Consider the following 26570-nt stretch of genomic DNA (forward strand, 5'->3'; position numbering starts at 1 on the left):
TGGCATATCACCTCAAGGATGAACCATGGATACTGAGAATACCGACCAGGGCAATGAAACGAATGCTACCAGCGTCGAGGCACCTGGGGTGAGAGATCGCTCCCAGGTAAGCGAGGGCAAATCGTTTCCGCTGGGCGCTTCCTGGGACGGGCTGGGAGTAAATTTTTCCTTGTTCTCTGCTCATGCTACCCGTGTCGAGCTGTGTCTGTTCGACGCCAGCGGCGAGCATGAAATCGAGCGTATCGAACTGCCGGAATATACTGACGAGATATGGCACGGCTATCTACCGGATGCGCGTCCCGGGCAGCTCTACGGCTATCGGGTACATGGCCCCTACGCTCCGGAAGAAGGGCACCGATTCAATGCCAACAAGTTGCTGCTTGATCCCTATGCCAAGCAGATCGTCGGGGAAATAAAATGGGACGAGGCGCTGTTCGGCTACACCATCGGCCATGAAGATGGCGATCTGAGTTTCGACGAACGGGACAGTGCGCCTTTCATGCCGCGCTGTCGTGTCGTCGATCCGGCCTTTACCTGGGGGCGGGCGCAGCCGGTGCACGTGCCCTGGGATCGCACCGTTCTTTACGAGACCCACGCTCGCGGCTACACCATGCGCCATCCAGCAGTGCCGGAACCGCTGCGGGGCACTTTCGCGGGTTTGATGGTCAGTGAAGTAGTGGACTATATCCGTTCCCTCGGTGTCTCCTCCGTGGAATTGTTGCCTATCCACGCGTTCGTCGACGATCAGCACTTGCAGGAGAAAGGGCTACACAACTACTGGGGCTACAACACCCTGGGATTCTTTGCACCGCATTCGCCTTATATGGCCGGTGACAATATCAATGAGTTCAAGGAGATGGTGGCGCGATTCCATGCGGCGGATCTCGAGGTCATTCTCGATGTGGTCTACAACCACACCGCCGAGGGCAACGAGCTGGGGCCGACCCTGTCTCTCAAGGGTATCGACAACGCCTCTTACTATCGACTGCTGCCGGATCAAACACGCTACTACATAGACGATACCGGTACCGGTAATACACTCAACATGAGTCATCCGCGAGTGTTGCAGATGGTGACGGACTCTCTGCGCTACTGGGCCACCGAGATGCGGGTCGACGGGTTTCGTTTCGACTTGGCCACCATCCTGGGGCGCGAACCCCATGGCTTCGATGAAGGCGGTGGTTTTCTCGACTCCACTCGCCAGGATCCGATACTCAGCCAGGTCAAGTTGATCGCCGAACCCTGGGATTGCGGACCCGGTGGCTATCAGGTCGGCAAATTTCCCCCGGGCTGGTCGGAGTGGAACGATCGTTTCCGAGATACCGTACGCTCCTACTGGAAAGGCGACGAAGGCGCCTTGCCAGAGCTTGCCGCGCGCCTGACCGCGTCCGCGGACATATTCGATCATCGCGGGCGCCGCCCCTTTGCCTCGGTCAACTTCGTTACTGCCCACGACGGTTTCACGCTGTATGACCTGGTCGCCTACAACGACAAGCACAACGATGCCAACGGCGAGGATAACAACGACGGTCACGACGACAATCGTTCCTGGAATTTCGGTGAAGAAGGCCCGACGGAAAATCCCGAGATTCGCGATCTACGCCTGCGCCAGATCCGCAACTTCCTCGCCACTACTCTGTTTGCCCAGGGTACGCCCATGCTCTTGGCCGGGGATGAACTGCTGCGCACTCAGCAAGGCAACAACAATGCCTATTGTCAGGACAACGAAGTCAGCTGGCTGGACTGGAATCTGGGCGCAGATGCCCACGCCATGATCGAGTATCTACGCCGACTGATCGAATTGCGCGAACGCTATCCGATCCTGCGTCGCGGACGTTTCTTGAGCGGCGAGTACAGCGAAGAGATGGGCCTTAAAGAGGTAACCTGGCTTACCCCGCAAGCCGATGAGATGAGTGTCGAGCGATGGGAAGACCCTCAAGCGCGCAGTCTAGGGCTCTTGCTCGATGGTCGCGCGCGTCCCTCGGGGATTCGTCGAGCGGGGGTCGATGTCACCTTGTTGTTGCTGTTCAATGCCAATCATGAAGAAGAAAGCTTCGTCCTGCCGGAGGTGCCGGACAGCGGCAGCTGGATCTGCCGCCTGGATACCCAGCAAGGTCTTGACGTGGATAACCGGCATTACGGCGTAGGCGACAATTATACGGTGGCGGCACACTCTCTGGTAATGCTCGAGCTGGTGCGCGCAACCCAATCACCGCCCGTGCTTTAGGCCGATGTCACTCAAGATCGATGCCTGATCGTTCATTTGCGCGAAAAGACATAAGGAGCATGTCGCGATGAGTCTTTCATCTCGTTCTCGGATGTCGAAAGACGCCGCCGCCAACCAGAACGTCGAATCGGATGACGTTGAAATAGATGGCGCTGAAACAAGAGGCTCCAATGTGCTGGCGGCGGCAAGATCAGCCCGTATCGCCATCGAGTCGGTGACGCCGAGTCTCACCGGTGGCCGCTTCGCACCCAAGGCCGTGGTAAACGACGTTGTGTCTGTATCGGCGGTCATCTTTGCGGACGGTCACGACGTGCTGGCAGCGCGGATTAGCTGGACTGACCCCCAAGGGCTTACCCAGCAGGCGCCCCTGCATCTGGTACGCCCTCTGGGAAAGGATGTCTGGGAGGGCCAGTTCGTCCCGACTCAGGTAGGGCGTCATCATTTCATCATCGAGGCCTGGTGGGATCTGTATGGCACTTACCGGGATGAACTGGCCAAGAAGCATCAGGCCGGCGTTCCTGTCGAGCTCGAACTCGAGGAAGGGTGCCGTTTGGTGGCCAAGGCCGCGCAGCGAAGCGAGGGCGAGCTGGGCGAAAACCTTTCTGCGGTATTGGCGCGCTTTGAGCAGAGCGAGCAGAACAGTCAGCGGGTGGAAGTGCTGCTTGGCGCCGATACCGCAAACCTGATGGCAGCGGCGGATACGCAAGCGCACCTGAGCGTGAGCGATGCCGTCTACCCCTTGGACGTGGATCGCAGGGCGGCGAATTTCGCCAGCTGGTATGAGCTCTTCCCGCGCTCGGAAACGACGGGTTCCAGACGTCATGGCACCTTTGCCGATGTGCAGAAACGTCTGCCCATGATCCGCGACATGGGCTTCGATGTGCTCTATTTTCCGCCCATTCATCCCATCGGGCGGGCTCATCGCAAGGGGCCCAACAATACTCTGGAAGCGGGCCCCGATGATCCGGGCAGCCCCTATGCCATCGGTAGCCCGGAAGGCGGCCACGAGGCCATTCACTCGGAGCTTGGCAGCCGCGAGGATTTTCGAGAGCTGGTGCAGGCAGCGGCTCGCCATGGCCTTGAGATTGCGCTGGATTTCGCCATTCAGTGTTCCCCGGATCACCCCTGGCTTGCAGAGCACCCGGGTTGGTTTTCCTGGCGGCCGGACGGCTCGATTCGCTATGCGGAGAATCCGCCGAAGAAGTATCAGGACATCGTCAATGTCGATTTCTACGCCGAAGATGCAGTGCCGGATCTATGGCTGACGCTACGCGACATCGTGCAGCTGTGGGTCGATGAAGGCGTGCGCATCTTTCGGGTCGACAACCCCCACACCAAGCCCTTGCCTTTCTGGGAGTGGCTGATCGCGGATATCAGAAGTCGCGATCCCGGCGTGCTGTTTCTCGCCGAGGCCTTCACCAGGCCGCCGATGATGGCGCGGCTGGGCAAGGTAGGCTTCACCCAGAGCTATACCTATTTCACCTGGCGCCATACCAAGGCCGAGCTGACCCAGTACTTCACCGAATTGAACGAGTCGCCGCTGCGGGAGTGCTACCGGCCCAACTTCTTCGTCAATACACCGGATATCAACCCCTATTTTCTACAGTCCAGCGGTCGGCCCGGGTTCTTGATTCGGGCGGCTCTTGCCACCATGGGCTCCGGGCTCTGGGGCATGTATTCCGGCTTCGAGCTGTGCGAAGGTGCCCCGGTGCCGGGCAAGGAGGAGTATCTCGATTCCGAGAAGTACGAGATACGCCCACGGGACTATACCGCACCAGGCAACATCATCTACGAGATCGCTCAGCTCAATCGCATTCGCCGGGAAAACTCGGCGCTGCAGACCCACCTGGGAATAGCGTTTTATCCAGTGGCCAATGAGCGGCTGCTGTATTTCGGCAAGCGCGACGACGCGCAAGACAACTTCGTGCTGGTCGCGGTCAACCTCGATCCCTTTGAAGTTCAAGAGGGCAGCTTCGAACTGCCTCTATGGGAGCTGGATCTGCCGGATGATGCGGCACTCCAGGTCGAGGATCTGATGACCGGCCAGCGCTTCACCTGGCAAGGAAAACACCAGTGGATGCGGCTTGATCCGGCGCATCTGCCCTTTGCCATCTGGCGCATTCAGCCACTGGGTTAGACGCTGCAGCGGTCGCAAGAACCGCTCGCATGGAACAGAACAGGCAGGGAGACACAGCACATGATGGATGCTAGCAGCGAAACCCACAGCGTCGAGACGTTTGATTTTCTGGACGACCCGCTATGGTACAAGGACGCGGTCATCTACCAGGTACACGTCAAGTCGTTTTTCGATGCCAACGACGACGGTATCGGCGACTTTCAGGGGTTGATCGACAAGCTCGACTATATCGTCAGCCTCGGCGTCAATACGATCTGGATTCTGCCGTTCTACCCGTCCCCCCGGCGGGACGACGGCTACGACATTGCCGAATACTGCAACGTCAGCCCGGATTACGGCACCCTGGAAGACGCCCAGCGCTTCATCGACGAGGCCCATAAGCGCGGCCTCCGAGTCATCACCGAACTGGTCATCAACCACACCTCGGATCAGCATGAGTGGTTCCAGCGGGCCCGTAACGCGCCGCCGGGCTCACCAGAGCGGGATTTCTATGTCTGGTCGGACACGGATCAGGCCTATCAGGGCACCCGCATCATCTTTCTCGATACGGAAACCTCCAACTGGACCTGGGACCCGGTGGCGGGCGCTTATTTTTGGCACCGCTTCTACTCCCATCAGCCGGATCTCAACTTCGACAACCCCAAGGTGCTCGAGGAAGTGCTCAGGGTCATGGGCTACTGGCTGGACATGGGGATCGACGGCCTGCGCCTGGATGCCATTCCCTATCTGGTGGAGCGGGAAGGCACCAACAACGAGAACCTGCCGGAAACCCACGTGGTGCTCAAGAAAATCAGGCAAGCCCTGGACGAGCGCTATCCGGACCGCATGCTGCTGGCGGAAGCCAATCAATGGCCGGAGGATACCCGGCCCTATTTTGGCGGTAATGAGAGCGGCGAAGGCGACGAGTGCCACATGGCCTTTCACTTCCCGCTGATGCCGCGCATGTACATGGCGCTCGCCCAGGAAGACCGCTTTCCCATCACGGATATACTGCGCCAGACCCCTGAGATTCCGCCCAACTGTCAATGGGCGATTTTCCTGCGTAACCACGATGAGCTAACCCTGGAAATGGTCACGGACAAGGAGCGGGACTATCTCTGGAACCATTACGCCGCGGATCGGCGCGCTCGAATCAATATGGGCATTCGTCGCCGTCTGGCGCCGCTGATGGAGCGGGATCGTCGACGTGTCGAACTGCTCAACAGCCTCTTGCTGTCCATGCCGGGTACGCCGGTGCTCTATTATGGCGACGAGATCGGCATGGGAGACAATATCTATCTTGGCGACCGCGACGGCGTGCGCACGCCCATGCAGTGGTCCATGGATCGCAGCGGCGGTTTTTCCCGGGCGGATCCGGCAAGTCTCGTACTGCCGCCGATCATGGACCCGCTGTATGGCTTTCAGTCCATCAATGTAGAAGCCCAATCCCGGGATCCGCATTCGCTTTTGAACAGCATGCGCCGCCTGTTGGCGGTGCGCAGCAAGCACCGTGCCTTCAGCCGTGGCAGCATGCGTACACTGCATCCCGCCAACCGTCATGTGCTGGCCTACCTGCGGGAGATGACCCTGGACGATGGCACGACGGAAGTGCTTTTGTGTGTGGCCAACCTGGCCCGCTCCGCCCAGGCGGTGGAGCTGGACATGAGCGCCTTTGCCGGTCAGGTGCCGGTGGAAATGGTGGGTGGCAGCGCCTTCCCGCCGATAGGCAAATTGCCTTACTTGCTGACGCTGCCGCCCTACGGGTTCTACTGGTTCTATCTGGCCCCGGAAACCGCCATGCCCGAATGGCACGTGCCGACACCGGAGCCGATGCCTGATTACGCCACCCTGATCGTCAAACGCAAGCTCGAGGAGATCCTTGAGGGCTCGCCACGGAAACTGCTTGAAAACGAAATACTGCCCAGTTACCTGCCCAAGCGGCGCTGGTTCGCCGCCAAGCAGCAGCGCATCGAACAGGTGACGCTGTTGTACGCCACGCCTCTCACGAACTCGGGGCGTGTCGGGCTACTCAGTGAAATCGAAGTACGCCATGCTCAAGGGGTGGAGCGCTATCAGTTGCCTTTCGCGTTTCTCGGCGAAGAGGAGCAGGAGCGGGTGCTTCCCAGACAGCTGGCCATGGCTCGAGTGCGTCGCGCCAACCAGGTCGGTCTGCTGACGGATGCGATCACTCGGGACAAGTTTGCCTTGGCGGTAGTAGATGCGTTGCGCAACGCTGCCACCTTACCAAGCACTGCCGGCGAGATACGCTTTTTGCCCACTTCTCTCATGAACGAACTCGAGTTGCCGGAGCAGCCCGAGGTGGTGCAGCAAGGGGTAGAGCAGTCCAACAGTTCGATCATCGTCAACTACCAGGTCGTGCTCAAGGTACTGCGTCGTGTCGAAAGCGGTCAGCACCCGGAAGCGGAAATGGGCCGCTATCTGAGCGAACAAGGCTTTGCCAACATGGCTCCGCTGTACGGTGAAGTAGCACGCATCGAAGAAGAGGGTTCTCAAACCTTGATGCTGTTGCAAGGCTATATCAACAATCAAGGGGACGCCTGGTCCTGGACGCGCACGACGCTTGAGCGCGCCCTACGGGACGCGGAGGAGGAAACACAAACCCAGGCCATGGAAGAGAGCTTTGGCGCCAGAAGCGAACTCGAGGCCTTTGCGGAGATCTTGGGTCAGCGCTTGGGTGAACTGCATCAGGCTCTAGCTGCCTCTACTCAAAATGTGGATTTCAGTCCCGAAATCGCAGATGAGGGGCAGGTAGCAGATTGGGCCCGACGCATTCATCAACAAGTCGAAAGCGCCCTCGAGCTGTTGTCGCATCATAGAAGCGAGGCTGCAGAAGCCGAGCAGCGCATGATCGACAGGATTCTTGAAGGCCGTGACCAGCTGTTGGGCGCCATTGCGCCGCTGGCCCAGCAGGCCAAGGGAAGTCTGCTGATTCGCAACCACGGTGATCTGCACCTGGGGCAGGTGCTGGTGGCCAACGGGGACGCCTTTATCATCGATTTCGAGGGCGAGCCCGCGCGAACCCTGGAGGAGCGTCGTGCCAAGGATAGCCCGTACAAGGACGTGGCGGGCATGCTGCGCTCATTCGATTACGCCGGTGTGAAGCTCGAGGAAGGGCAAATCGGTCTCGAGGGGGAAAGTGGCAGTAGTGATTCCCGCGCGCTTTCACAGCAGATTCTGGGCGAATGCCGGCGCCTGTTCCTTGAGGGTTATGATCACGCCACCCAGGATTTGCCGCACCGCCTGCAGGATGACGCCAAGGCCAAGGCAGCGCTGGATCTGTTCCTGCTTGAAAAAACGGTCTACGAGCTTGCCTACGAGGCCGCCAATCGTCCGGCCTGGTTGAGCGTGCCCTTGCGGGGCCTGATGACTATCGCCGATCAATGGATGGGGGGAGCGAATGAGTAATCAACGCGTCGAATATGCCAAACATACAAGAGACGATGGGCTGAAGCTGGCCGCGGATGACGCGGAAGCATTGACCCGAGGCTCTCACGCGGACCCTTTTGCAGTGCTAGGCCTGCAAGAAGGGTCGGACGGCCCATTGTTGCGGGTCTATCTGCCCGGTGCCTTGGGGGTGGATGTGCTGGATCGGGATAGCGGTGAGTTTCGCTGTTGCATGACGCCGGTGCAGATTCCGGGTCTGTTTGCAGCGAAATTGCCTCATGCCGCTCCCTACAAGCTGCGTATCCGATGGCCCCAGGGCGGCGAACAGGAAACGGAAGACCCCTACGCCTTTGGCCTATTGCTAGGCGAGATGGACCTGTACCTGATCGGCGAAGGCAATCATCGCAACCTGGGTCACTGCCTAGGCGCGCAGCCCATGACCATCGACGGTGTAGAAGGGGTGCGTTTTGCGGTATGGGCACCGAACGCACACCGGGTGTCCGTGGTGGGAGAGTTCAATAGCTGGGACGGTCGGCGTCACCCGATGCGCCTTCGCCACCCCGCGGGGGTGTGGGAGCTTTTCCTGCCGCGTTTGGGGCCCGGCGAGGCTTACAAGTACGAGATGATCGATGCCCATGGCGCTTTGACGCTCAAGGCCGACCCGGTGGCCCTGGCGACCCGAATGCCGCCGGATACCGCCTCGGTGGTGGCGGATACCACGCCGTTTACCTGGCAGGACGACGACTGGATCGAAAAGCGCGGCGAGCATCAGGCCCTGAACAGGCCAATGGCCATCTACGAGGTGCACGCAGCGTCCTGGCGCAAACACGGCGGGGATGACGGCGAACTGTACAGCTGGCGTGATCTCGCCGAGCATCTGATCCCCTACGTCAAGGAGATGGGCTTTACCCATCTCGAACTTCTGCCGATCATGGAGCACCCCTTCGGCGGCTCCTGGGGCTATCAGCCCCTGGGCCAGTTTGCCCCGAGCGGGCGCTTCGGCAGCCCTCAGGATTTCGCCTATTTCGTCGACGCCTGTCACGCCGCCGAAATTGGCGTGATTCTCGACTGGGTGCCGGCGCATTTTCCCACGGACCCCCATGGCCTGGCGCGCTTCGACGGCACGGCGCTGTATGAGTACGAGCACCACTTCGAGGGTTTTCACCCGGATTGGAACACCTACATCTTCAATCTGGGCCGGCGCGAAGTGCATGGCTTCATGCTGGCCTCGGCTCTTCACTGGGTGAAGCACTTTCATGTGGACGCCCTGCGGGTGGATGCGGTGGCCTCGATGCTGTATCGGGACTATTCCCGCAATGACGGCGAGTGGATTCCCAATCGCCACGGTGGCCGGGAGAATCTGGAGGCGATCGATTTCCTGCGTCATCTCAACGACGTCATCGCCGAGGAAGTGCCTGGTGCAGCGGTCATCGCCGAGGAATCCACCGCCTGGCCTGGAGTGACCGAGCCTACAGCAGAAGGCGGATTGGGCTTTGCCTACAAGTGGAACATGGGCTGGATGCACGACACCTTGAGCTACATGGCCAATGATCCGCTCTATCGCAGTTACGCCCATAACGAGATGACCTTTCCGCTGGTCTATGCCTTCTCCGAGCGCTATGTGCTGCCTATTTCTCACGATGAGGTAGTACACGGCAAGGGCTCGCTGATCAACAAGATGCCCGGCGATGAATGGCAGCGCTTCGCCAATCTGCGGGCCTACCTTGCCATTATGTGGACCCAGCCCGGCAAGAAGCTTCTGTTCATGGGCTGCGAGTTCGCCCAGTGGCGGGAGTGGAGTCATGACCGGGAGCTCGACTGGTCGCTGCTCGGCGAACCGCGTCACGAAGGCATTCAACGCCTGGTGCGCGACCTCAACCGGCTGTATGCGGATCTGCCGGCGCTGCACGAGCGGGACACGGAACCCTCCGGCTTTACCTGGGTCGTGGGTGACGATGCCAGCAACAGCGTCTTTGCCTGGCTGCGCTTCAGCGCTGACGGTGAGCCGCTATTGGTGGTCGCCAATATGACACCGGTGGCTCACGACGATTACCGTCTTGGAGTGCCCTTGCCCGGACGCTGGGAGGAGTCCTTCAACAGCGATGCGGAGCACTATGGCGGCTCGAACCAGGGCAATCTGGGAGAACTCACCACGCGAGACGAATCCCTGCACGGCCAGTCCGCGAGTCTTGCCTTGAGTCTGCCGCCCTTGAGCGTGCTGATGTTGCGTCCAACGCGTGAGAAGACGGTTGCCTGAAGTGGGGGTGAAGCGTCGAGAGGTTGGATACGGGACATCAGAGCAAGGTGCTCAGTCCCGTTTGGGATGAAAGCACACCGTGACGCCGTTGACGCCCAGCTCGTTGATTTCTGACGGGCGGCCCTGTTCATCCAGGCGCACGTGGCCGATACCCGAGCCGTTCCACAGGCGCTCGCCGGCCTTGGCCCGATCCGGGATGAAGGGGCGTACTTGCATGCGCCGACGCTTAGTGAACCAGTTGAGCGGTGACCAGGGGGCGTAAAGCCAGCGGTTGATGCGATCGAACCAGTCCAGCAGCGTATCGGGAAAACCATTCTTGATCCCGCTGCTGGTGATCTGCCAGATATGCGGTTTCTCATCGCGATGACGGATGCGCACGTCGTAGACGAAGGAGTAGTGCACGTCGCCGGATAGGATGACGTAATTGCGTGGCGTGCGGGTGTGGCGAAAGACGTTGAGCATGACCTGGGCCGCGCCACGATGCGCCATCCAGTTTTCCGCATCCACCAGCAAGGGCTTGCCGGCCCAAGTGAACAGGCGTTGAACGCCTTCGATCAGCTTGACCCCGAACATCGGCGAAGGCGAGACGATGATGATCGAGGGCTCATCCAGCAATTCCTGCTGCAGCTCCGTCAACGCCTCCCAGTCCATCAGTCCCGAGGGGCGATGTCGCTTGCGCTCGCTGCGCCAGCGCCGGGTGCGAATGTCCAGGGCCACAAGCTTGGGCGGCCCGGTCAGACAGAATCCCCAGCCTTCGAAGCGCATAAGTTCGGTGATCAAGTCATCCTGTTGTTTGTTCGGCAGATAACCCTCTGCGCCGCATGCTTCGAGAAACTGCTGCAACTGATCGAGAGGAGCTTTCAATCGTTCCGGGGCGTTGCCCCAGCCTTGGCAAAGCAAATAGGCGATGAGTGCATTGCCGACAATGCGGCGTGAAAACGGGTGTCCGTAGACGGTCTCCTCCCAGGCGGCAGTCAGATTCCAATCGTCGGTGACATCGTGATCGTCGAAGATCATCAACGTCGGTACCTGGGCCAACAACCGCGCTGCCGCCGGTAGTTCGGCGGCAAAGGCATCGATCACCTCACGTTCTGCGGCGAATCGCTCGCGATGCTCGTCGTTCAGTGATGGCTCGCCACGTTGAATCAGCCCCCAGGGCACTGGCGACCATACCAGCAGGTACATGGCCAGGACTTCACTCAGAGTGATCAGATGGTTGGCGGCGCTGTCCGTGGTGAAGACTGGCTTGCGCACCCCGCCAAAAAAACGCTCTCGAAGGGCCTCTGCGGACTCGAACTGGGGCAACAGGCGCTCCCGGTGGTAATAGGTATCCTCTGCGGCATAAAGTGCCTCGCTATCGTCTACCACCGCGCCTTCAAGGCGCTCGCCCCAAAGCCCAAGACGCTCGATCAGCTCATGAATGGCGGTGAGCATGGGTCCGGCAACGTCGTCGGCGTAGATCTGGTCGCCGGTCAGCAGCAGCAGCGCAGGGCGTTCCTGGGCGTCATCGTGACGCTCAGACAGCCAGGCATCCCCGCGCGCCAAGCCATCACCGGAGCCGTAGTGGGGCTTGCGACAGGAGCCATGAAGAATGCCGTCCAGACGCGATTTGATCACGAAGCCCGGATGCGATTCATCGCCATATAAAAGATGCGGCGCCCACTCGGCGATGCCGATATCGCCACCGTCGGATTGAGCGATCCGCAGGTCGTAGCCGGTCACAACGTCCTGGGGTAGCGGTGTATCCAGGGCGACGTCGATCAAGTGGACATAGGCGTGCCGGCCTATCGGTACGCATCGGCATAGCGTCTTGTCGAGCGCGATGGAACGGGGCTCGAGATGATCCGGGTGGAGTACGAGGCGCAGTGTCAGAGGACGCGTTGCCGCCAGCCATAGCACTAGGCGTCGGGTCTCGACACGACGAAGGATGGGGCCTGCCAGAACATCGGGAAGTGGATTGGAAACGCTATCGTCCATGAAGGATGGTCAGCACCTTACCGGAAAATAATCAGCATACCCGTTGTTACAGGTCGTTGACCATGCGGCGAGCAGTACCAGAACGGAGAGCGTTAGTTATGTTTCTCCAGGCATTCATGTACCTCCGCATCGGTGGTCTGGCCGAAATCGATATACCACTGCCCCACTGCATGAAAGTGATCCGGCGTGGCCACGCAGACGACCTCGTCCACTTCCCCGGCGAGCTGCTCCAGGGTTTCCTGAGGCGCCACTGGCACCGCCAGTACCAGGCGCTTGGCGCCCAGGCGACGCACTGCCTGAATTGCCGCGCGCATGCTGGCGCCGGTGGCGATACCGTCGTCCACCAGAATGATCTGACGTCCCTCCAGATCGGGGTAGGGCCGCTCACCGCGATAGCTCGCCTCGCGTCGATTGAGTTCGCGTCGTTCCTTGTCGATCACCGCCTGCAGGCGCTGTTCATCGATACTCAACCGCTTGACTAGTGCCTCATCAAGCACCGTCACATCGCCGCTAGCGATGGCGCCCATGGCAAACTCCTCATGACCCGGCACACCCAGCTTGCGCACCACCATGACATCGAGAGGTGCCTTCAATTCCCGGGCGACTTCTGCAGCCACCGGTACACCGCCACGAGGTAGCCCCAATACGAGTGTCTCACTACCGGCATAGGCAAAGAGTCGCTTGGCGAGGGCTCGCCCTGCCGCGAGGCGATTGGCAAAGGGAAGTTCCGACATTCAAACCTCCTGAAACATGCTTGAACACCCACTACTGCCCAGTGTCGGCATTAATGGAGGTTTTTGCCAGCACGCTCAGGATTCGCACATCAGGTCAACGAGTGGCGCTACCGCGTATCGAACGCCACACTGCGTATCAACGCCACGATCGGCATGTTTTCCTTTATCCTCAGTTCATCGAAGGATTTGCGCGTCAGTCGAGCTCTCAATACCTGTTCGCCGATGCGCAGACGTAGTTCGATAGAGGTCTTGTTGCCGGCTACCAGGCCTATCTGCTCTATCTTGGTGTTTAGCTGGTTGCGGTAACTGACCTGTTCGGGTTTCGACAGGGCCAGGGCCACGTCGCGCACCGGGATGCGCAGGCGCAGCGTGGTGCCAGGGGGATTGTCGACGAGGGGAATGTTGAGGCGTTGTCCATCCTCCAGGCGCAGCAGGCTCAGGGCGTAGTGATGATCGTGCTCGGCGATGGTGGCGGTAATGACTGAGGCGGCATCGAACCCTCCCAGGTATTCGGTGAGATCGAAGCGCATCAGCAACTCCTCTAGGCGGCCATGGGCGAGCAGGCGACCCTGGTCGAGCAGCACCAGATGGTCGGCAATGGCGATCAGTTCGTCCGGGTCATGGCTGACATAGACGATGGGGATGTCGATATCCCGGGCCAGGCGGGCGATGTAATGCAACAGTTCCTGCTTGCGCGGGCCGTCGAGGCCGGTCAAGGGCTCGTCCATCAACAGCAGGCGCGGCTCGGTAAGCAAGGCCCGGCCGATGGCGACACGCCTGGCCTCGCCACCGGAGAGGGTGGCGGGAAAACGGTTCAGCAAGGGTTTGATGCCTAGCAAGGAAACGATCGCGTCGAAGCGCGGACGTGCACTCGGGCGCATTCCGTAGGTGAGGTTGCCGCGCACCCGGTAGTGGGGAAAGAGTCGCGCTTCCTGAAACACCACACCCAGGCGCCGTCGGTGGGGGGGGGCGAATACGCCTTTCTGAGTGTCGACGAGGGTTTGCTCACCGATGCGAATGACGCCGCTATCGGGAACATCGAGCCCGGCGATCAAGCGCAGCAGGCTGGTCTTGCCGCTGCCCGAGGCGCCGAACAGGGCGGTAACGCCACGTGCTGGTATCGTAAGCGATGCCTTGAGCGAGAAATCTCCCAGGCGCTTGTCCACTGCGACACGGAGCCCGGGCTCGTCGTGGGGTTCGTCAATCATCGCGCTCCCGTAGCCGCTTCTTGGCTTTGTGCGCCAGCCATTCCGATATCAGCAAGGAGAGCATGGCGATCAGGATGGCGATGGCGCACAGGCGTGCCGCCGCCGCTTCTTTGCCCGGACTCTGGATCAGCGTATAGAGCGCCAGCGGCAGGGTGCGTGTTTCGCCGGGAATGTTCGAGGCGAAGGTGATGGTAGCGCCGAATTCGGACAGCGCCCGGGCGAAGGCCAGTACCGTGCCGGTCAGGAGCCCGGGAAACGCCAGTGGTAGGGTAATGGTGAAGAACACCCGCCAACGACTGGCGCCCAGGGTGCTGGCCGCCGCCTCGAGTTTCATATCCACCGCTTCCAGGGAAAGCCGCACGGCGCGTACCAGCAGCGGGAAAGCCATGATGCCGCCAGCAATGGCCGCGCCTTGCCAAGTGAAGGGGAGAGTGATGCCGAACCATTGATCCAGCCATTGTCCCATAAAACCCTGGCGGCCCAGCGAGACAAGTAAAAGATAGCCGACCACTACGGGGGGCAGCACCAGGGGCAGGTGCAGCAGGCCATCAAGCAGCGCCTTGCCACGAAACTCAAAGCGTGCCATGAACCAGGCCAGTGCCACGCCGGGCACCAAGATCCAGCCTACGGCGGTACCTGCGATCCGAAGACTGAGCAGGATGGCTTCCCATTCGGCATTGGAGAGCATGGTAATGCTTCCTGACTAGCGGCTGACAGCAGCAGCGGGAAAGAAACCGACCTCGGAGAAGATCGCCAAAGCCTCGTCGCCATGTAACCACTGACGGAAGTCCCGGGCGGCACCGCTGGCTGGTGGGTTGACCAGAGCCAGCGGATAGAGGATTGGGTCATGACTATCGCTGGGAAACAACCCAAGTTGACGAACCCGGTTGCTGGCCTGGGCATCGGTCTGATAGACGATGCCCAAGGGGACTTCTCCGCGCTCCACCAGCGCCAGGGCGGCGCGTACATTATCAGCCCGGGCTAGTCGTGGTTGCAGCGTTTTCCACTCATCCAAGGACTGCAGTGCTTGTTTGGCATAGATACCCGCGGGCACATGGTCCGGGTCACCGACCGACAAACGTTCCCGGCCGCTTAATGATGAACTCAGCGTTTCTCCATCCACCGGAGTGAAAGAAGCGTGTTCACGCCCGCTGGGAGCGATCAGCGCCAGGCGGTTCTGCACTATGTCGGCGCGTTCGTCCAGCTCGATGCCCTGGCCCGCAAGCCAGTTCATCCATTCACTGCTTGCGGAAAAAAACAGGTCGGCGGCCGCGCCGCTGGCGATCTGGCGTGCAGCGGTGGAAGAGGATGCATAGACCGGCACGATATCCACCTCATTTTGGGACTCGTATCGTGCGATGGCCTTGTTCAAGGCGTCGGTCAACGAAGCGGCGGCAAAAATCCTGACGCTCGGCTTTTCCATATCCGAATTGGACTGGGCAATAGAAGCAACACACAACAAGGTGAATATCATAAAGCCGCGAAAGAAGGCGTTGTATCCCGACTGTCGACCCCGTCCGACATATGGCCTGCTCATGACTGTTCCCGCGTTGATTTTATGACGATGGCGCAAGCACTATAAGCCGTATCCTCACGGGTCGCCAAACCGCCGCTTTCTTCTTCGAGCGCCGACCTGTACCTTGGTTACCTATTGATTACGTAACGATGGGAATGAACACGACCATGCCAATGCAACAATTAGTGCCTTCTTACCGAAATCTCTGGCGCTCGATACTGCTTCTATTCATCGTGCTCGTGTTGACGGGCTGCGGTGTGAACAACATTCCACGTCTGGACGAAAAGGTGAAGTCAGCCTGGTCTCAGGTCGAGAATCAGTATCAGCGTCGGGCGGATCTGGTACCCAACCTGGTAGAGACGGTCAAGGGATTTGCCAATCAAGAGCGAGAAACCCTCACAGCGGTGATCGAGGCACGCTCCAAGGCGACCTCCATTCAGGTCGACGCGGATACGCTGGATGACCCTCAGAAGATGCAGCAATTCCAACAGGCTCAAGGACAGCTGACCAGCGCACTGAGCCGCTTGATGGCGGTCTCCGAGCGCTATCCAGAGTTGCGCTCCAATCAGAATTTCCTGGCGCTGCAGTCTCAGTTGGAAGGCACCGAAAACCGTATTTCGGTAGCACGGCGCGATTTCATTGCCGCCGTCGAGCATTACAACACTGAGATTCGTACCTTCCCGGGCCGTATATGGCATAGCATTCTCTACAGCGATATGCCAGTACGCGAGAACTTCGAGGCGACTGCCGAGAACGCGGAACAGGCGCCACAGGTGGAATTCTGATGGCGATCAATCTGCGCACGCCGGTACTGCTGCTACTGTTTTTATTCTTGCCAGTCTGGACGTTGAGCGCTCAGGCCCAGCAACCTGAATTCCCTGAGCTGACAGGTCGGGTGGTCGACAAGGCAGAATTGCTGGATCCACAAACTGAAGCTCAGCTGACCGAGATGCTCGAGGCGCATGAGCAGCAATCCACGGAGCAGGTCGTGGTGGTCACCGTAGCGAGCCTGCAAGGCTATGACATTGCGGACTACGGTTATCAGCTGGGTCGCCACTGGGGTATCGGCCAGCAGGGCGAAGATAACGGCGCCCTGCTGATCGTCGCGCCGGAGGAGCGCAAGCTGCGCATCGAGGTCGGCTACGGCATGGAAGGACGGCTGACCGATGCCCAGTCCTCGGTCATCATCAACCAGGTCATCACTCCGGCCTTCAAGCAGGGCGATTATGCCAAGGGTATTACCCAGGGGGCGGCGGCGATGATTCAGGTGCTGGGCGGCGACCCCCTGGCGGAGCCGAAAAGACAGGCTTCCGGGAGTAGCGACAGGGAGGCGGGACCTGCTTCAATCTGGTTCTTCGTCATGTTCGTCATCGTCATGCTAATTTCGCGCGGCGGCGGTGGAGGCGGTCGCGGACGGCGTAGAGGTCGCGGTGGCTTGCTGGCCGGCGCGCTGCTTGGTTCCGCCCTGGGGCGTGGTGGCTCTGGCGGTGGTTTCGGGGGGGGCGGCTTCGGCGGCGGAGGTGGTGGTTTTGGGGGCGGTGGTGCCTCCGGTGGCTGGTAACCGGACGCCTGTGCTCCCGGCGCCTTGTGCTTTACACCGTTCGGCAATTTATTTAGCAACTCCCTGAATTCGAGAGAACACGACGTCATGGCTTTATTGAGTGAAGACGAACAGCGCCAGGTGGCAGACGCGATCAACCGCATCGAGCGTGAGACCGATGCCGAGCTGGTCACCGTGCTTGCCCCCCAGGCGGACGACTACGCCTATATCCCTCTATTGTGGGCGGGGATTCTGGCGCTGGTAGTACCCGGCGCCATCAACTATTTCCCCGGCTGGCTGAGCGCAGCGGAATTGCTGCTGGTTCAGTGGGGCACGTTCATCCTGCTGGGGCTGCTGTTCAGGATGCCCAAGATTACCACTCGGCTCATTCCGCGTTCGGTACGCCACTGGCGGGCATCCAATCTGGCTCGGCGCCAGTTCCTGGAACAGAACCTGCATCACACCAGCGGCGAAACGGGGATGCTCATCTTCGTCTCGGAAGCTGAGCGCTACGTGGAAATCCTGGTGGATCGGGGCATCTCGAATCGTCTGAAGGACGAAACCTGGCAATCCATAGTGGCCACGTTCACCCAACAGGTGAAAGAGGGGCAGACGCTGCAAGGCTTCCTGACCTGCATCGAGTCCTGTGGCGAGCATCTCAAGCGCGAGGTGCCGGCGACCCATGAGCGCAATGAACTGCCCAACCGTCTGGTGATTCTGGAATAAATGCACGACCAAAGAACGCCGTTTTTCGCTTCTGGATTGTAAAGTGGAAAAAAGGAAATTCCGCTACGCTTTAGAACATGCTCGGCATGACGCATGGACAAAGCGACCTTGATCAAGCGCCATCATCGTTGCTGAGCTCTTACAATTCCAACGACAGGAGTCTAGCCATGATCTATTCCAATCCCGGCACCAGCGATTCACTGGTGAGTTTCGACAAGCGCTACGGCAACTACATTGGCGGCGCGTTCGTCGATCCCGTCAAGGGTCAGTATTTCGATAACGTCACGCCGGTCACCGGCGAGGTGTTCTGTGAGGTGGCGCGCTCCACTGCCGAAGATATCGACAAGGCCGTGCAAGCCGCGCACAAGGCCGCACCAGCCTGGGGCAAGACCTCCGCCGCCGAACGCAGCAACATTCTGCTCAAGATAGCCGATCGCATCGAACAGAACCTGGAGATGCTGGCCGTTGCCGAGACCTGGGACAACGGCAAGGCGGTGCGCGAGGCGCTGAACGCGGATCTGCCCTTGGCGGTGGATCACTTTCGCTACTTTGCCGGCTGTATCCGTGCCCAGGAAGGTACCGCGGCGGACATCGATGAAAACACTGTGGCCTATCACTTCCACGAGCCGCTGGGCGTGGTGGGGCAGATCATCCCTTGGAATTTCCCCATCCTGATGGCGACCTGGAAGCTCGCGCCGGCCTTGGCGGCAGGCAACTGCGTGGTACTCAAACCCGCAGAACAGACGCCGGTGTCAATTCTCAAGGTGGTGGAGTTGATCGGCGACCTGCTACCAGCGGGCGTGCTCAACGTCGTCAATGGCTACGGCGAGGAGGCCGGACAGGCGTTGGCCACCCACAAGGGCATCGCCAAGATCGCCTTCACCGGCTCCACCCCGGTGGGTTCGCATATCTTGAAGTGCGCCGCGGAAAATATCATTCCCTCTACCGTGGAACTGGGCGGCAAGTCGCCCAACGTCTACTTCGCCGACATCATGAACGCCGAGCCGGAGTTCATTGACAAGGCGGTGGAGGGGCTGGTGTTGGCGTTTTTGAATCAGGGCGAGGTCTGTACCTGCCCGTCCCGGGCGCTTGTGCAAGAGGGCATGTACGACGCCTTCATGGCCAAGGTCATGGAGCGCACCCAAGCCATCAAGCGCGGCAATCCGCTGGATACTGATGTTCAGGTGGGCGCTCAGGTCTCCGAGGAGCAGTTCGACAAGATCATGGGCTACATGGATGTGGCCCGGGAAGAGGGGGCCGAGATACTGACCGGCGGTGACAAGGAGCGCCTCGATTCGGAACTCTCCCGGGGCTATTACATTCAGCCGACCCTGATCAAGGGCAACAACAAGATGCGCGTCTTCCAAGAGGAGATCTTCGGCCCGGTGGTTTCCGTGACCACCTTCAAGGACGAGGCGGAGGCCCTGGCGATCGCCAACGATACCGAGTTCGGTCTCGGCGCCGGCGTCTGGACCCGGGACATGAACGTTGCCTTCCGCATGGGGCGCGGCATCCAGGCCGGGCGTGTGTGGACCAACTGCTATCACCAGTATCCGGCCCATGCGGCGTTTGGTGGCTACAAGAAATCCGGCATCGGCCGCGAGACCCACAAGATGGCCCTCGAGCACTATCAGCAGACCAAGAATCTGCTGGTCAGCTACGATATCAACCCGATGGGCTTCTTCTGATAAGCGTGTAATTTGTTTTGGGCTAATCAACGAACAAGGGCGCGACATTGTCGCGCCCTTGTTCGTTGGCTGACGTGAAATCCTTAGAAGCTTTGCCAGTCGTCTTCCTGGGTAACGGGCCTGGTGCGAGGAGTAGTCTTGGCAATCGGCTTGGGGTTGATCGGCCTGGCATCAGTCCCCGAGAACGCACGCGGGTTCGGCTTGGATGAGACGCTTTCCTCTAGCTTGAAGATCGCCATTGCATGGATGAGTTGCTGAGCACGGCTGCTCAAGTGGTTGGCGGCGCTGGCGCTGTCTGCTACCAAGGAGGCGGTTTGCTGGGTGGTTTGATCCATCTGCGTGACCGCTTCGCTGACCTGTTGCACGCCGTCGCTCTGTTCGGCGCTGGCGCTGCTGATTTCGCCCATGATCTGGGTAACTCGCTTGATCGATGCCACGATCTCATCGGTGGTACGACCGGCTTCAGCGACCAGCTTAGAACCTTCCTCGACGCGTTTGAGATTGCCGGTGATCAGGGTATTGATCTGCTTGGAGGCATCCGCGCTACGCTGGGCAAGCAGGCGTACTTCACTTGCCACCACGGCAAAGCCCCTGCCATGCTCGCCGGCGCGGGCGGCTTCTACCGAGGCGTTGAGCGCCAGGATATTGGTCTGGAAGGCGATCGAATCGATCATGCCGATGATGTCGACGATCTCTTTTGAGCGCTCGTTGAGATCGTTCATGGTGTCGACGACCTGACCCACGACTTCACCCCCGCGCACGGCGACCTGAGAGGCATTATTAGCCTGTTCGCTGGCCTGACGAGCGTTGTCGGCATTTTGATGTACGGTGCTGCCGAGCTGCTCCATGGAAGACGCTGTCTCCGCTAGTGAGCCGGCCTGCTGTTCGGTACGTGAAGCCAGTTCGTTATTGCTCTTGGCGATCTGCTCGCTGCTGGCTGCTACCGACTGCGCCGAATCGCGCACATTCGAGACGGTGGACTGTAGCTGCTTTGCCATCATCACGAGGCTTGCCATGATGCTGTGCCGGTCACCCTGGCGCAGTCGAGCTTTTGCCGCCAGCTCGCCACGACCGATGGCCTCCGCAAAGCCCTTGACCTGCCGAGGCTCGGCGCCGAGGGTGCGCAGCAGCCAGCCCGTCAACATGAAGGCCACCACCAGGCCGATGGCAACCGCTGCGCCGCACAGCACCAACATCAACGTCTGGAAGCCGCTTGCCATGTCGCGAGCCGCCGCCGTTTCGACCTGGTTCATTGCTTCCTGAAGGTCGATGAACACGTTAATGACATTCAACCAGTGGGCGAAAAGGGGGCCGACCTCGCTTAGAAGAAGCGTCTGCGCCCCTTGGATATCTCCCGCCATGCGTTGCTGGATGAGGGTTTGCACCAAGGGTGTGGCACGGTTCTCGACCTCTTGAATAGCCGCTAGCGCACTGCGATCCTTGGCGCTGATATCGCTGCGCTCGTTGAACATCCTCTGCATGCTCGTCGCTGCTGCCTGATAGTCAGCCTCGAGTTTGGCGATCAGTGTCAGCAAGGCATCGAGAGAGGCGCGATCCTCTACCAGGGTGATATCACGCAGGGCGATGGCGCGGTCATGCACGCTGCCGCGAAAATCGATGGCGTGCCGCTGCTTTACGCTGTTTACGTCGTTGATGGTCGTCAGTCCTTGATCGATGGCCCTGACCTGAAAGATTCCGATGCCGGTCAGTACGATCATGAGGATGAGAACGGTGGAAAAGCCCGTCATCAAGCGAGTCTTGAGTTTCATGTCTTTTAAAGCCGAGGAAATTCCGTTCACCATCGTGTCTCCGCATTCGCTGAGTAAGTAATGTCTGCAAGCAGCGGCAGGCATTCGCGGTTACTCTTATCGGCGTATGGCACAAGAGGTGTAACGTTTTTTTATTGTGTTTGAGTATGCACGCAATAGGTGTGCGCTATGGGGGATATTCTAAGTGCCTAGATTGGGCTCACGAACTTGTTGAATGATTATTTGCTAATATTTTTAGGTTTCAAGTAACAGGGCATTCAACACATGAATAGACGCCACTAAGGAGTGCTGTTTGCAAGATACGATCGAGCCCTGATGTGCTGAAATGAAAAAGCTAAATACATAAAGACGTCGGCAAGAATTAGGGTGGTCATCTCGGTGGGATCAGTGGTGTCTCCACGTAAAAACTGAGAAATCCCATACGTTAGTGGCAGAAATTGGTCAAGAACGCTTGAGCAGTGAACCGCATATCGGGACAATGCACTGCACGAGCCGCATTCGAAGCGTTTTTGAACCAGATATTGACACTCCGATTACATTAATGTTTTTATGTAACCAAATTGTTACAATTCGACAGAACGAAATGATGCCGCAGCGGCAGTACTCACCACCAACATAAAAAGCGCAAGGGAAAATTCATGGCATTCATCTCCTTTTCCGTCCTCTCGCGCGGTCTCGGCACCGTCATCGCTTTCGCGGTTTTCAGCACGACGCTTCTCATGCCATCACAGGCCGAGGCGGCCAACCCGCGTTACGCCTCCATCGTTCTGGATGTGGAAAGTGGCGAAGTGCTGTCCGCCTCCAACGCGGATGCGCCACGCTATCCCGCTTCTCTTACCAAGATGATGACGCTTTATCTCCTGTTCGAAGCGATAGAAGACAACACCTTGACGCTGGACGATACCTTCATGGTCTCTTCTCATGCTGCGGCACAGCCGCCTTCCAAGCTATGGGTGCGTCCCGGTGACAAGATCAGTATCAAGGAAATAATTCCTGCACTGGTCGTGCGTTCTGCCAACGATGTGGCCGTGGTGGTTGCGGAGGGGCTGGCAGGCAGTGAGCGCGCCTTTGCCGGACAGATGACCGACAAGGCGCATGCGCTGGGCATGACCGGAACTATCTTTCGTAATGCTTCGGGCTTGCCGGACGATCTGCAGGTCACCACGGCAAAGGATATGGCCAAGCTCTCCTTGAGCCTGATGCAGGATTTTCCGCAGTATTATGACTACTTCTCCCAGACCCGTTTTGTCTACAACGGCAAGACTCATACCGGGCACAACAATCTGTTGGACAGCTACGCAGGGGCGGATGGATTGAAGACAGGCTACATTCGCGCCTCCGGATTCAACGTCGCCACGTCGGCGGTACGCGATGAGCGGCGCATCCTTACGGTGGTCATGGGCGGTTTTACTGCCAAGTCACGCGACATTCATACGGCGGATCTGCTCGATCGCGGTTTCGTGCGCGCCGGTCTATTGAACCGTCATGATTGGATCGCCAGCGCCGATGTGTTCGACAGCGCCAATGCGATAACACGGCCTGAGACCCGTACAAGTACTGCGAGAAAGCTGGCGGTGGCGAACACTGTCAATGCGCCTGCTAGGACGTCTGTCGCCAACGGCGCAGGCACCGAGACCGAAAAACAAGCCGTGGACGATCCCATTCAGCGTATGATCGCCAAGGCCGATGGCAACTCTCTACGCCCGATGGATGCCTGGGCGGTACAGGTTGGTGCATTTCGCGACCCGAACGGCGCCAAGACGTTGGCGAACAAGGCCGTTAGCCAGCTCGATGCCTCCTTGAACAACTCTCGAGTTGCGGTAACGCCATCCGCTCAAGAGCAGGGTGTATTTCGTGCTCAGCTTGTCGACATGGAAGAAGGCCAGGCTCGGCGCTCCTGCGCGCAACTCATTCAACAGGGGATGGAGTGCATGGTAGTACGGGCTGATGTGGACGGCTAAGGGGAAACACTGAATAAATGGCTGCGCGCTTCAAGCACTGCGTTACGCGGTGCTGGTGCGCCAGCCCGGTCGGAATCCTCACATATACCCATATGCTGCGGTTCCTGTGCTCCGGGCGCCTTGTTCTTGATACTGCTCGCCGATTTGCTCAGCGCTTCCCTAAGTAAACACTCGCGCCGGGCTCGTCATGAAGTACGCCAATTCGTGAAGCATAGTCAATCCACGTCCTTGTCGGTAACGGCAAGGACGTGTCTCGTGCATGCCACAAGGAGAGAAGCCTCATGTACCGCCTGCTGGAAAAAAGCCGCCAATCGAGCCACCACCCCTTTACCTTTCTTACCTGGCTGGGGCGTTACGAGTTCTCGATCCTTCTTAGCGCCGTGGTACTGTTCGCGGGTATATGGGGGTTCATCGAACTCGCGGACACGGTCATGGAAGGCGAGACGCGTTCTCTCGACGAGCGAATCCTGCTGGCCTTTCGCACCCCAGGCGATCTTACCGATCCACTCGGGCCGGGCTGGATAGAGGAACTTGGGCGTGACTTCACAGCCCTTGGTGGTGTCGGGGTGCTGGTCTTCATCACCTTGATCACCTTCGGCTATCTGCTTCTATCCCGCTACTATCGGGCGTCGATGTTTCTGCTGGCATCCGTTGGCGGGGGGCTATTGGCGAGCACACTGCTCAAGCTGCTCTTCGATCGGCCGCGACCGGATCTGGTATCTCACGGTTCCATCGTCTATACGGCCAGCTTTCCCAGCGGGCACTCGATGATGGCCGCGGTAACCTACCTGACGTTGGCTGCCTTGCTCATCCGCATCCAACCCCGGTGGCGTCTAAAGGCCTATTTACTGCTGGCGGCTTTGCTGGTGACCGTACTGGTAGGCATCAGTCGCGTTTACATGGGCGTGCACTGGCCGACGGATGTGCTGGCGGGCTGGACTGCCGGGGCGGTGTGGGCGTCATTGTGTTGGCTGGTTGCACGCTGGCTGCAGCAGCGTGGCGCTGTCGAAACGAGCGTTCAGGGTGACGAGGAGTGACCCCGGGGTGCCTGCAGGATCGGGGTCATTCTTCGGGCTGATACTTGTAGCCGACGCCATAGACCGAGCGAATGATCTCGCGCTCCGGCCAGGCGTCGGCAATCTTGCGGCGCAATTTCTTGATGTGACTGTCGACGGTGCGCTCGGAGACGATGCGATGATCGCGATACATATGATCCATCAGCTGTTCCCGGGAGAAGATGCGCCCCGGGGCACTCATCATCACCTTGAGTAGCTGAAATTCGACGGCGGTCAGTTCGATGTCCTTCCCATCCGCCAGAGCGCGCCAGCCCTCTTCATCCAGTACCAGCTGATTGAGGGCATCGTCCCCAACTGAATCCCGGCTATGAGCCCGTCGTAGCACCGCCTTGACTCGAGCAACCACTTCTCGAGGGCTGAAGGGCTTGCAGATATAGTCGTCGGCTCCCAGCTCCAGGCCTAGCAGACGATCGACCTCTTCCACCCGGGCAGTAAGCATTATGATCGGCAACTGGGGCCATTGATCATGAATGTGATGACATAAAGTCAACCCATCCGTGCCCGGCAACATGAGGTCGAGAAGTATCAGGGAGGGTAGAGCGCTGGCGGGACGATCCTGAAGCCAAGGAATGACATCGTCGCCATTCTCGAGCCGATGGGTGGTATAACCACTGGCGGTCAGATAATCGGCGATCAATTGGGCAATCTTGATCTCATCCTCGATGATCAGAATGGATTCGTTCATATTTTTTTCCCGTATTTAGTCGACGACAGTGCCATCGGCTCTGGTTTGATCGGCATGGGGCCGACTATCGCGCGCTCGGCCAAGGGTAGCGATAGCGTCCAGCGCACCCCGCCCAAGGGTGAATGTGCTGCCTCCCAGTGGCCATTATGAGCCTTCACCAAGGCTGCAGCGATGGAAAGGCCTAATCCAGTTCCACCCCGTTGCCTGCTACGTGACCCATCCACGCGGTAAAGACGTTCGGTCAAACGCGGTAACTCCGCTGGATCGACGCCCGGGGCGCTATCCTCCCAGATCACCCGAGCCTGATTGTCCACCAATGAAAGACTAACCTTCAAGCGTCCCGGTGCGTCGGTATAGGCGCGGGTGTTAGTCAACAAATTGTTCCATAGCTGACGCAGACGCTGGGGGTCGCCGGATACGAAGGCTGGGCCGGCTATGTCGATTTCCAGAGCGATTCCGGCACTCTTGAGCCAGCCTCGCGCTTCTTCCAGTCGTTCCCTGAGAGCGCTGGCAAGATCGATGATGACCAGCTGCACGTCAAGCGCACCGGCATCGCTTTGTGCCAGCAGCCGAAGATCGCGAATCAACCACTCGAGCTGATTCACCTCCTGAGACAGCGAGTGCAGGCTGTCTTCATTCAAGGGACGAATGCCATCCTGCAAGGCTTCGATTTCGCCTCTAAGTACCGCCAGGGGGGTGCGCAATTCATGCGCGATATCCGCCACCCAGCGTTGCCGAGCGGCACGATTGGCTTCCAGTGTCACTGCCAGGCCGTTGAAATCCCGGGCCAGACGTGAGAGTTCGTCATGGCCACGCTCGCTCAAGCGCATGCTGTAATCGCCTCCGCGAAGGCGCCTGGTAGCCAGGGTCATGCCGCGCATGCGTCGCCCCAGCCACCAGCCAAGACCGCCTGCCAACAACAACGACGCTAGCACGAGAGAGGCGATGATGGCGGCCAGATTGCGCTGCTGGCGAGACAGGAACAAGCGATCCATATCCGCCATCATCTGATAGGGCGCGCGATAGCCTAGAGTGCCCACGTGCTTCCCTTCATAGGTGATATGCAACCAGTTGAGCACCACCGGGTCGTCCTTGTCGCCTCGGGGCGACAGGCCGATCACGGGTAGATTGCCTGCATCATGCAAGACAAAATCCCGGGCATCGCCCAAGGCACCCTCCACGCTCTGAGGGGGCTCGCTATGACCGGGCCAAAGCAATTGCTGCACCAGGTCTTCCCAGGCCTGGGCATCATCTCGCAGCCACTGCCAGCTTCCGTGCCGGAACCACTGCTCACCGAGGGTGTTGGCCAGTATCTTGGCCCGGTTGATCTGGGTATTTTCCAGATAGTCGATAAAGCCCTTGTCTAGGCTTCGGGAAACACCCAGGAATGCGAATCCTGAAATCGCCACATTGACGATCAGAATGATGGCAAACAGCTTGACGCCCAAACGAGTAATGACTGGGCGATGAGACCCCATCAGGTTACCTCCAAAATAGAATGGCTAAGCGTATCACTGCCAGTCATTGGGCAGGGTGGCCAATTGTGCAAGCAAGACGCAAGCAGCTCCTGTCCAGACGAAATATCGAAAGTGAGATGCAGGATAGCGGTCAATGGATCACAAGTTGATCTTGATCAAAATAACCTGATAGCACGCTCAAGAGCGTGGTCAATGCGTCGATATAGA

The 26570-nt window shown here is 59.2% G+C and carries 18 protein-coding genes; 10 read left to right on the forward strand and 8 right to left on the reverse strand.

From position 1 onward, the window contains the following. The first annotated feature begins 25 nt into the window (after positions 1-25). The 4 genes from glgX to glgB all read left to right on the forward strand — a co-directional run bounded on the left by glgX (position 26) and on the right by glgB (position 10005). Positions 26-2227, forward strand: coding sequence for a glycogen debranching protein GlgX (glgX, locus tag H7850_RS14115; RefSeq protein ID WP_227370227.1), 2202 nt, complete (start codon positions 26-28; stop codon positions 2225-2227). Between the two features lie 67 nt (positions 2228-2294). Next, positions 2295-4364, forward strand: coding sequence for an alpha-1,4-glucan--maltose-1-phosphate maltosyltransferase (locus tag H7850_RS14120; protein WP_227370228.1), 2070 nt, complete (start codon positions 2295-2297; stop codon positions 4362-4364). A gap of 60 nt (positions 4365-4424) precedes the next feature. Then, a complete protein-coding gene (gene treS, locus H7850_RS14125) occupies positions 4425-7769 on the forward strand; it encodes a maltose alpha-D-glucosyltransferase (protein WP_227370229.1) in 3345 nt (1114 codons plus the stop codon). Next, positions 7762-10005: a 1,4-alpha-glucan branching protein GlgB gene (gene glgB / locus H7850_RS14130; RefSeq protein WP_227370230.1), complete on the forward strand. Its 2244-nt coding sequence runs from the start codon at positions 7762-7764 to the stop codon at positions 10003-10005. The genes treS and glgB overlap by 8 nt, the downstream gene beginning before the upstream one ends. A 51-nt stretch (positions 10006-10056) precedes the next feature. Here glgB and H7850_RS14135 read toward each other — a convergent pair whose 3' ends face one another. The 5 genes from H7850_RS14135 to modA all read right to left on the reverse strand — a co-directional run bounded on the left by H7850_RS14135 (position 10057) and on the right by modA (position 15461). Next, positions 10057-11982, reverse strand: a complete 1926-nt coding sequence (locus tag H7850_RS14135; RefSeq protein ID WP_227370231.1) for an alkaline phosphatase family protein — start codon at positions 11980-11982, stop codon at positions 10057-10059. Positions 11983-12074: 92 nt separating this feature from the next. Beyond that, positions 12075-12716 carry a phosphoribosyltransferase gene (locus tag H7850_RS14140; RefSeq protein WP_227370232.1) on the reverse strand — a complete coding sequence of 214 codons (642 nt, stop codon included), beginning with the start codon at positions 12714-12716 and terminating at the stop codon, positions 12075-12077. 107 nt (positions 12717-12823) lie between these two features. Next, positions 12824-13924 carry a molybdenum ABC transporter ATP-binding protein gene (gene modC, locus H7850_RS14145; RefSeq protein WP_227370233.1) on the reverse strand — a complete coding sequence of 367 codons (1101 nt, stop codon included), beginning with the start codon at positions 13922-13924 and terminating at the stop codon, positions 12824-12826. After that, complete coding sequence (gene modB, locus H7850_RS14150; RefSeq protein WP_227370234.1) at positions 13917-14612, reverse strand: molybdate ABC transporter permease subunit; 696 nt, start codon at positions 14610-14612, stop codon at positions 13917-13919. Before modB ends, modC begins: the two co-directional genes overlap by 8 nt. Before the next feature lie 15 nt (positions 14613-14627). Continuing rightward, a complete protein-coding gene (gene modA, locus H7850_RS14155) occupies positions 14628-15461 on the reverse strand; it encodes a molybdate ABC transporter substrate-binding protein (protein ID WP_227370235.1) in 834 nt (277 codons plus the stop codon). Between the two features lie 152 nt (positions 15462-15613). Between modA and H7850_RS14160 the strand changes: the two genes are divergently transcribed. The 4 genes from H7850_RS14160 to H7850_RS14175 all read left to right on the forward strand — a co-directional run bounded on the left by H7850_RS14160 (position 15614) and on the right by H7850_RS14175 (position 19394). Then, positions 15614-16225 (forward strand): LemA family protein, encoded by a 612-nt coding sequence (locus tag H7850_RS14160; protein ID WP_413614165.1) that lies wholly within the window; start codon positions 15614-15616, stop codon positions 16223-16225. Further along, positions 16225-17001 carry a TPM domain-containing protein gene (locus tag H7850_RS14165; RefSeq protein ID WP_227370237.1) on the forward strand — a complete coding sequence of 259 codons (777 nt, stop codon included), beginning with the start codon at positions 16225-16227 and terminating at the stop codon, positions 16999-17001. The genes H7850_RS14160 and H7850_RS14165 overlap by 1 nt, the downstream gene beginning before the upstream one ends. A gap of 87 nt (positions 17002-17088) precedes the next feature. After that, positions 17089-17706: a TPM domain-containing protein gene (locus tag H7850_RS14170; RefSeq protein WP_227370238.1), complete on the forward strand. Its 618-nt coding sequence runs from the start codon at positions 17089-17091 to the stop codon at positions 17704-17706. A 167-nt stretch (positions 17707-17873) separates the two neighbouring features. Continuing rightward, the gene (locus H7850_RS14175; RefSeq protein WP_227370239.1) at positions 17874-19394 is read left to right on the forward strand and encodes an aldehyde dehydrogenase family protein; all 1521 of its coding nucleotides are present in this window, start codon (positions 17874-17876) and stop codon (positions 19392-19394) included. 83 nt (positions 19395-19477) lie between these two features. Here H7850_RS14175 and H7850_RS14180 read toward each other — a convergent pair whose 3' ends face one another. Continuing rightward, entirely contained in the window at positions 19478-21163 is a 1686-nt protein-coding gene (locus H7850_RS14180) for a methyl-accepting chemotaxis protein (RefSeq protein ID WP_264477409.1), read from the reverse strand. Positions 21164-21801: 638 nt separating this feature from the next. Between H7850_RS14180 and H7850_RS14185 the strand changes: the two genes are divergently transcribed. Both H7850_RS14185 and H7850_RS14190 read left to right on the forward strand, forming a co-directional pair. Further along, positions 21802-23124: a D-alanyl-D-alanine carboxypeptidase gene (locus H7850_RS14185; RefSeq protein WP_227370241.1), complete on the forward strand. Its 1323-nt coding sequence runs from the start codon at positions 21802-21804 to the stop codon at positions 23122-23124. A gap of 281 nt (positions 23125-23405) precedes the next feature. After that, entirely contained in the window at positions 23406-24161 is a 756-nt protein-coding gene (locus H7850_RS14190; RefSeq protein ID WP_227370242.1) for a phosphatase PAP2 family protein, read from the forward strand. Positions 24162-24186: 25 nt separating this feature from the next. Here the strand turns inward: H7850_RS14190 and H7850_RS14195 are convergent, their stop codons facing one another. Both H7850_RS14195 and H7850_RS14200 read right to left on the reverse strand, forming a co-directional pair. Continuing rightward, on the reverse strand, positions 24187-24885 hold the full coding sequence (locus tag H7850_RS14195) for a response regulator (protein WP_227370243.1): 699 nt from the start codon (positions 24883-24885) through the stop codon (positions 24187-24189). Continuing rightward, the gene (locus tag H7850_RS14200; protein ID WP_227370244.1) at positions 24882-26363 is read right to left on the reverse strand and encodes an ATP-binding protein; all 1482 of its coding nucleotides are present in this window, start codon (positions 26361-26363) and stop codon (positions 24882-24884) included. Before H7850_RS14200 ends, H7850_RS14195 begins: the two co-directional genes overlap by 4 nt. Positions 26364-26570 lie beyond the last annotated feature (207 nt).

Origin of the sequence: Halomonas sp. M20 (assembly GCF_020622265.1) — a bacterium.
Lineage (GTDB): Bacteria > Pseudomonadota > Gammaproteobacteria > Pseudomonadales > Halomonadaceae > Modicisalibacter.

Excerpts from the sequence above, each read along its gene's own strand:
- treS (WP_227370229.1), top strand. The coding sequence starts at position 4,425 with ATGATGGATGCTAGCAGCGAAACCCACAGCGTCGAGACGTTTGATTTT.
- H7850_RS14165 (WP_227370237.1), top strand. The coding sequence starts at position 16,225 with ATGGCGATCAATCTGCGCACGCCGGTACTGCTGCTACTGTTTTTATTC.
- H7850_RS14140 (WP_227370232.1), bottom strand. The coding sequence starts at position 12,716 with ATGTCGGAACTTCCCTTTGCCAATCGCCTCGCGGCAGGGCGAGCCCTC.
- modC (WP_227370233.1), bottom strand. The coding sequence starts at position 13,924 with ATGATTGACGAACCCCACGACGAGCCCGGGCTCCGTGTCGCAGTGGAC.
- H7850_RS14170 (WP_227370238.1), top strand. The coding sequence starts at position 17,089 with ATGGCTTTATTGAGTGAAGACGAACAGCGCCAGGTGGCAGACGCGATC.
- glgX (WP_227370227.1), top strand. The coding sequence starts at position 26 with ATGGATACTGAGAATACCGACCAGGGCAATGAAACGAATGCTACCAGC.
- H7850_RS14120 (WP_227370228.1), top strand. The coding sequence starts at position 2,295 with ATGAGTCTTTCATCTCGTTCTCGGATGTCGAAAGACGCCGCCGCCAAC.
- modA (WP_227370235.1), bottom strand. The coding sequence starts at position 15,461 with ATGAGCAGGCCATATGTCGGACGGGGTCGACAGTCGGGATACAACGCC.
- modB (WP_227370234.1), bottom strand. The coding sequence starts at position 14,612 with ATGCTCTCCAATGCCGAATGGGAAGCCATCCTGCTCAGTCTTCGGATC.
- glgB (WP_227370230.1), top strand. The coding sequence starts at position 7,762 with ATGAGTAATCAACGCGTCGAATATGCCAAACATACAAGAGACGATGGG.
- H7850_RS14190 (WP_227370242.1), top strand. The coding sequence starts at position 23,406 with ATGTACCGCCTGCTGGAAAAAAGCCGCCAATCGAGCCACCACCCCTTT.
- H7850_RS14180 (WP_264477409.1), bottom strand. The coding sequence starts at position 21,163 with ATGAAACTCAAGACTCGCTTGATGACGGGCTTTTCCACCGTTCTCATC.
- H7850_RS14195 (WP_227370243.1), bottom strand. The coding sequence starts at position 24,885 with ATGAACGAATCCATTCTGATCATCGAGGATGAGATCAAGATTGCCCAA.
- H7850_RS14175 (WP_227370239.1), top strand. The coding sequence starts at position 17,874 with ATGATCTATTCCAATCCCGGCACCAGCGATTCACTGGTGAGTTTCGAC.
- H7850_RS14185 (WP_227370241.1), top strand. The coding sequence starts at position 21,802 with ATGGCATTCATCTCCTTTTCCGTCCTCTCGCGCGGTCTCGGCACCGTC.
- H7850_RS14160 (WP_413614165.1), top strand. The coding sequence starts at position 15,614 with ATGCAACAATTAGTGCCTTCTTACCGAAATCTCTGGCGCTCGATACTG.
- H7850_RS14135 (WP_227370231.1), bottom strand. The coding sequence starts at position 11,982 with ATGGACGATAGCGTTTCCAATCCACTTCCCGATGTTCTGGCAGGCCCC.
- H7850_RS14200 (WP_227370244.1), bottom strand. The coding sequence starts at position 26,363 with ATGGGGTCTCATCGCCCAGTCATTACTCGTTTGGGCGTCAAGCTGTTT.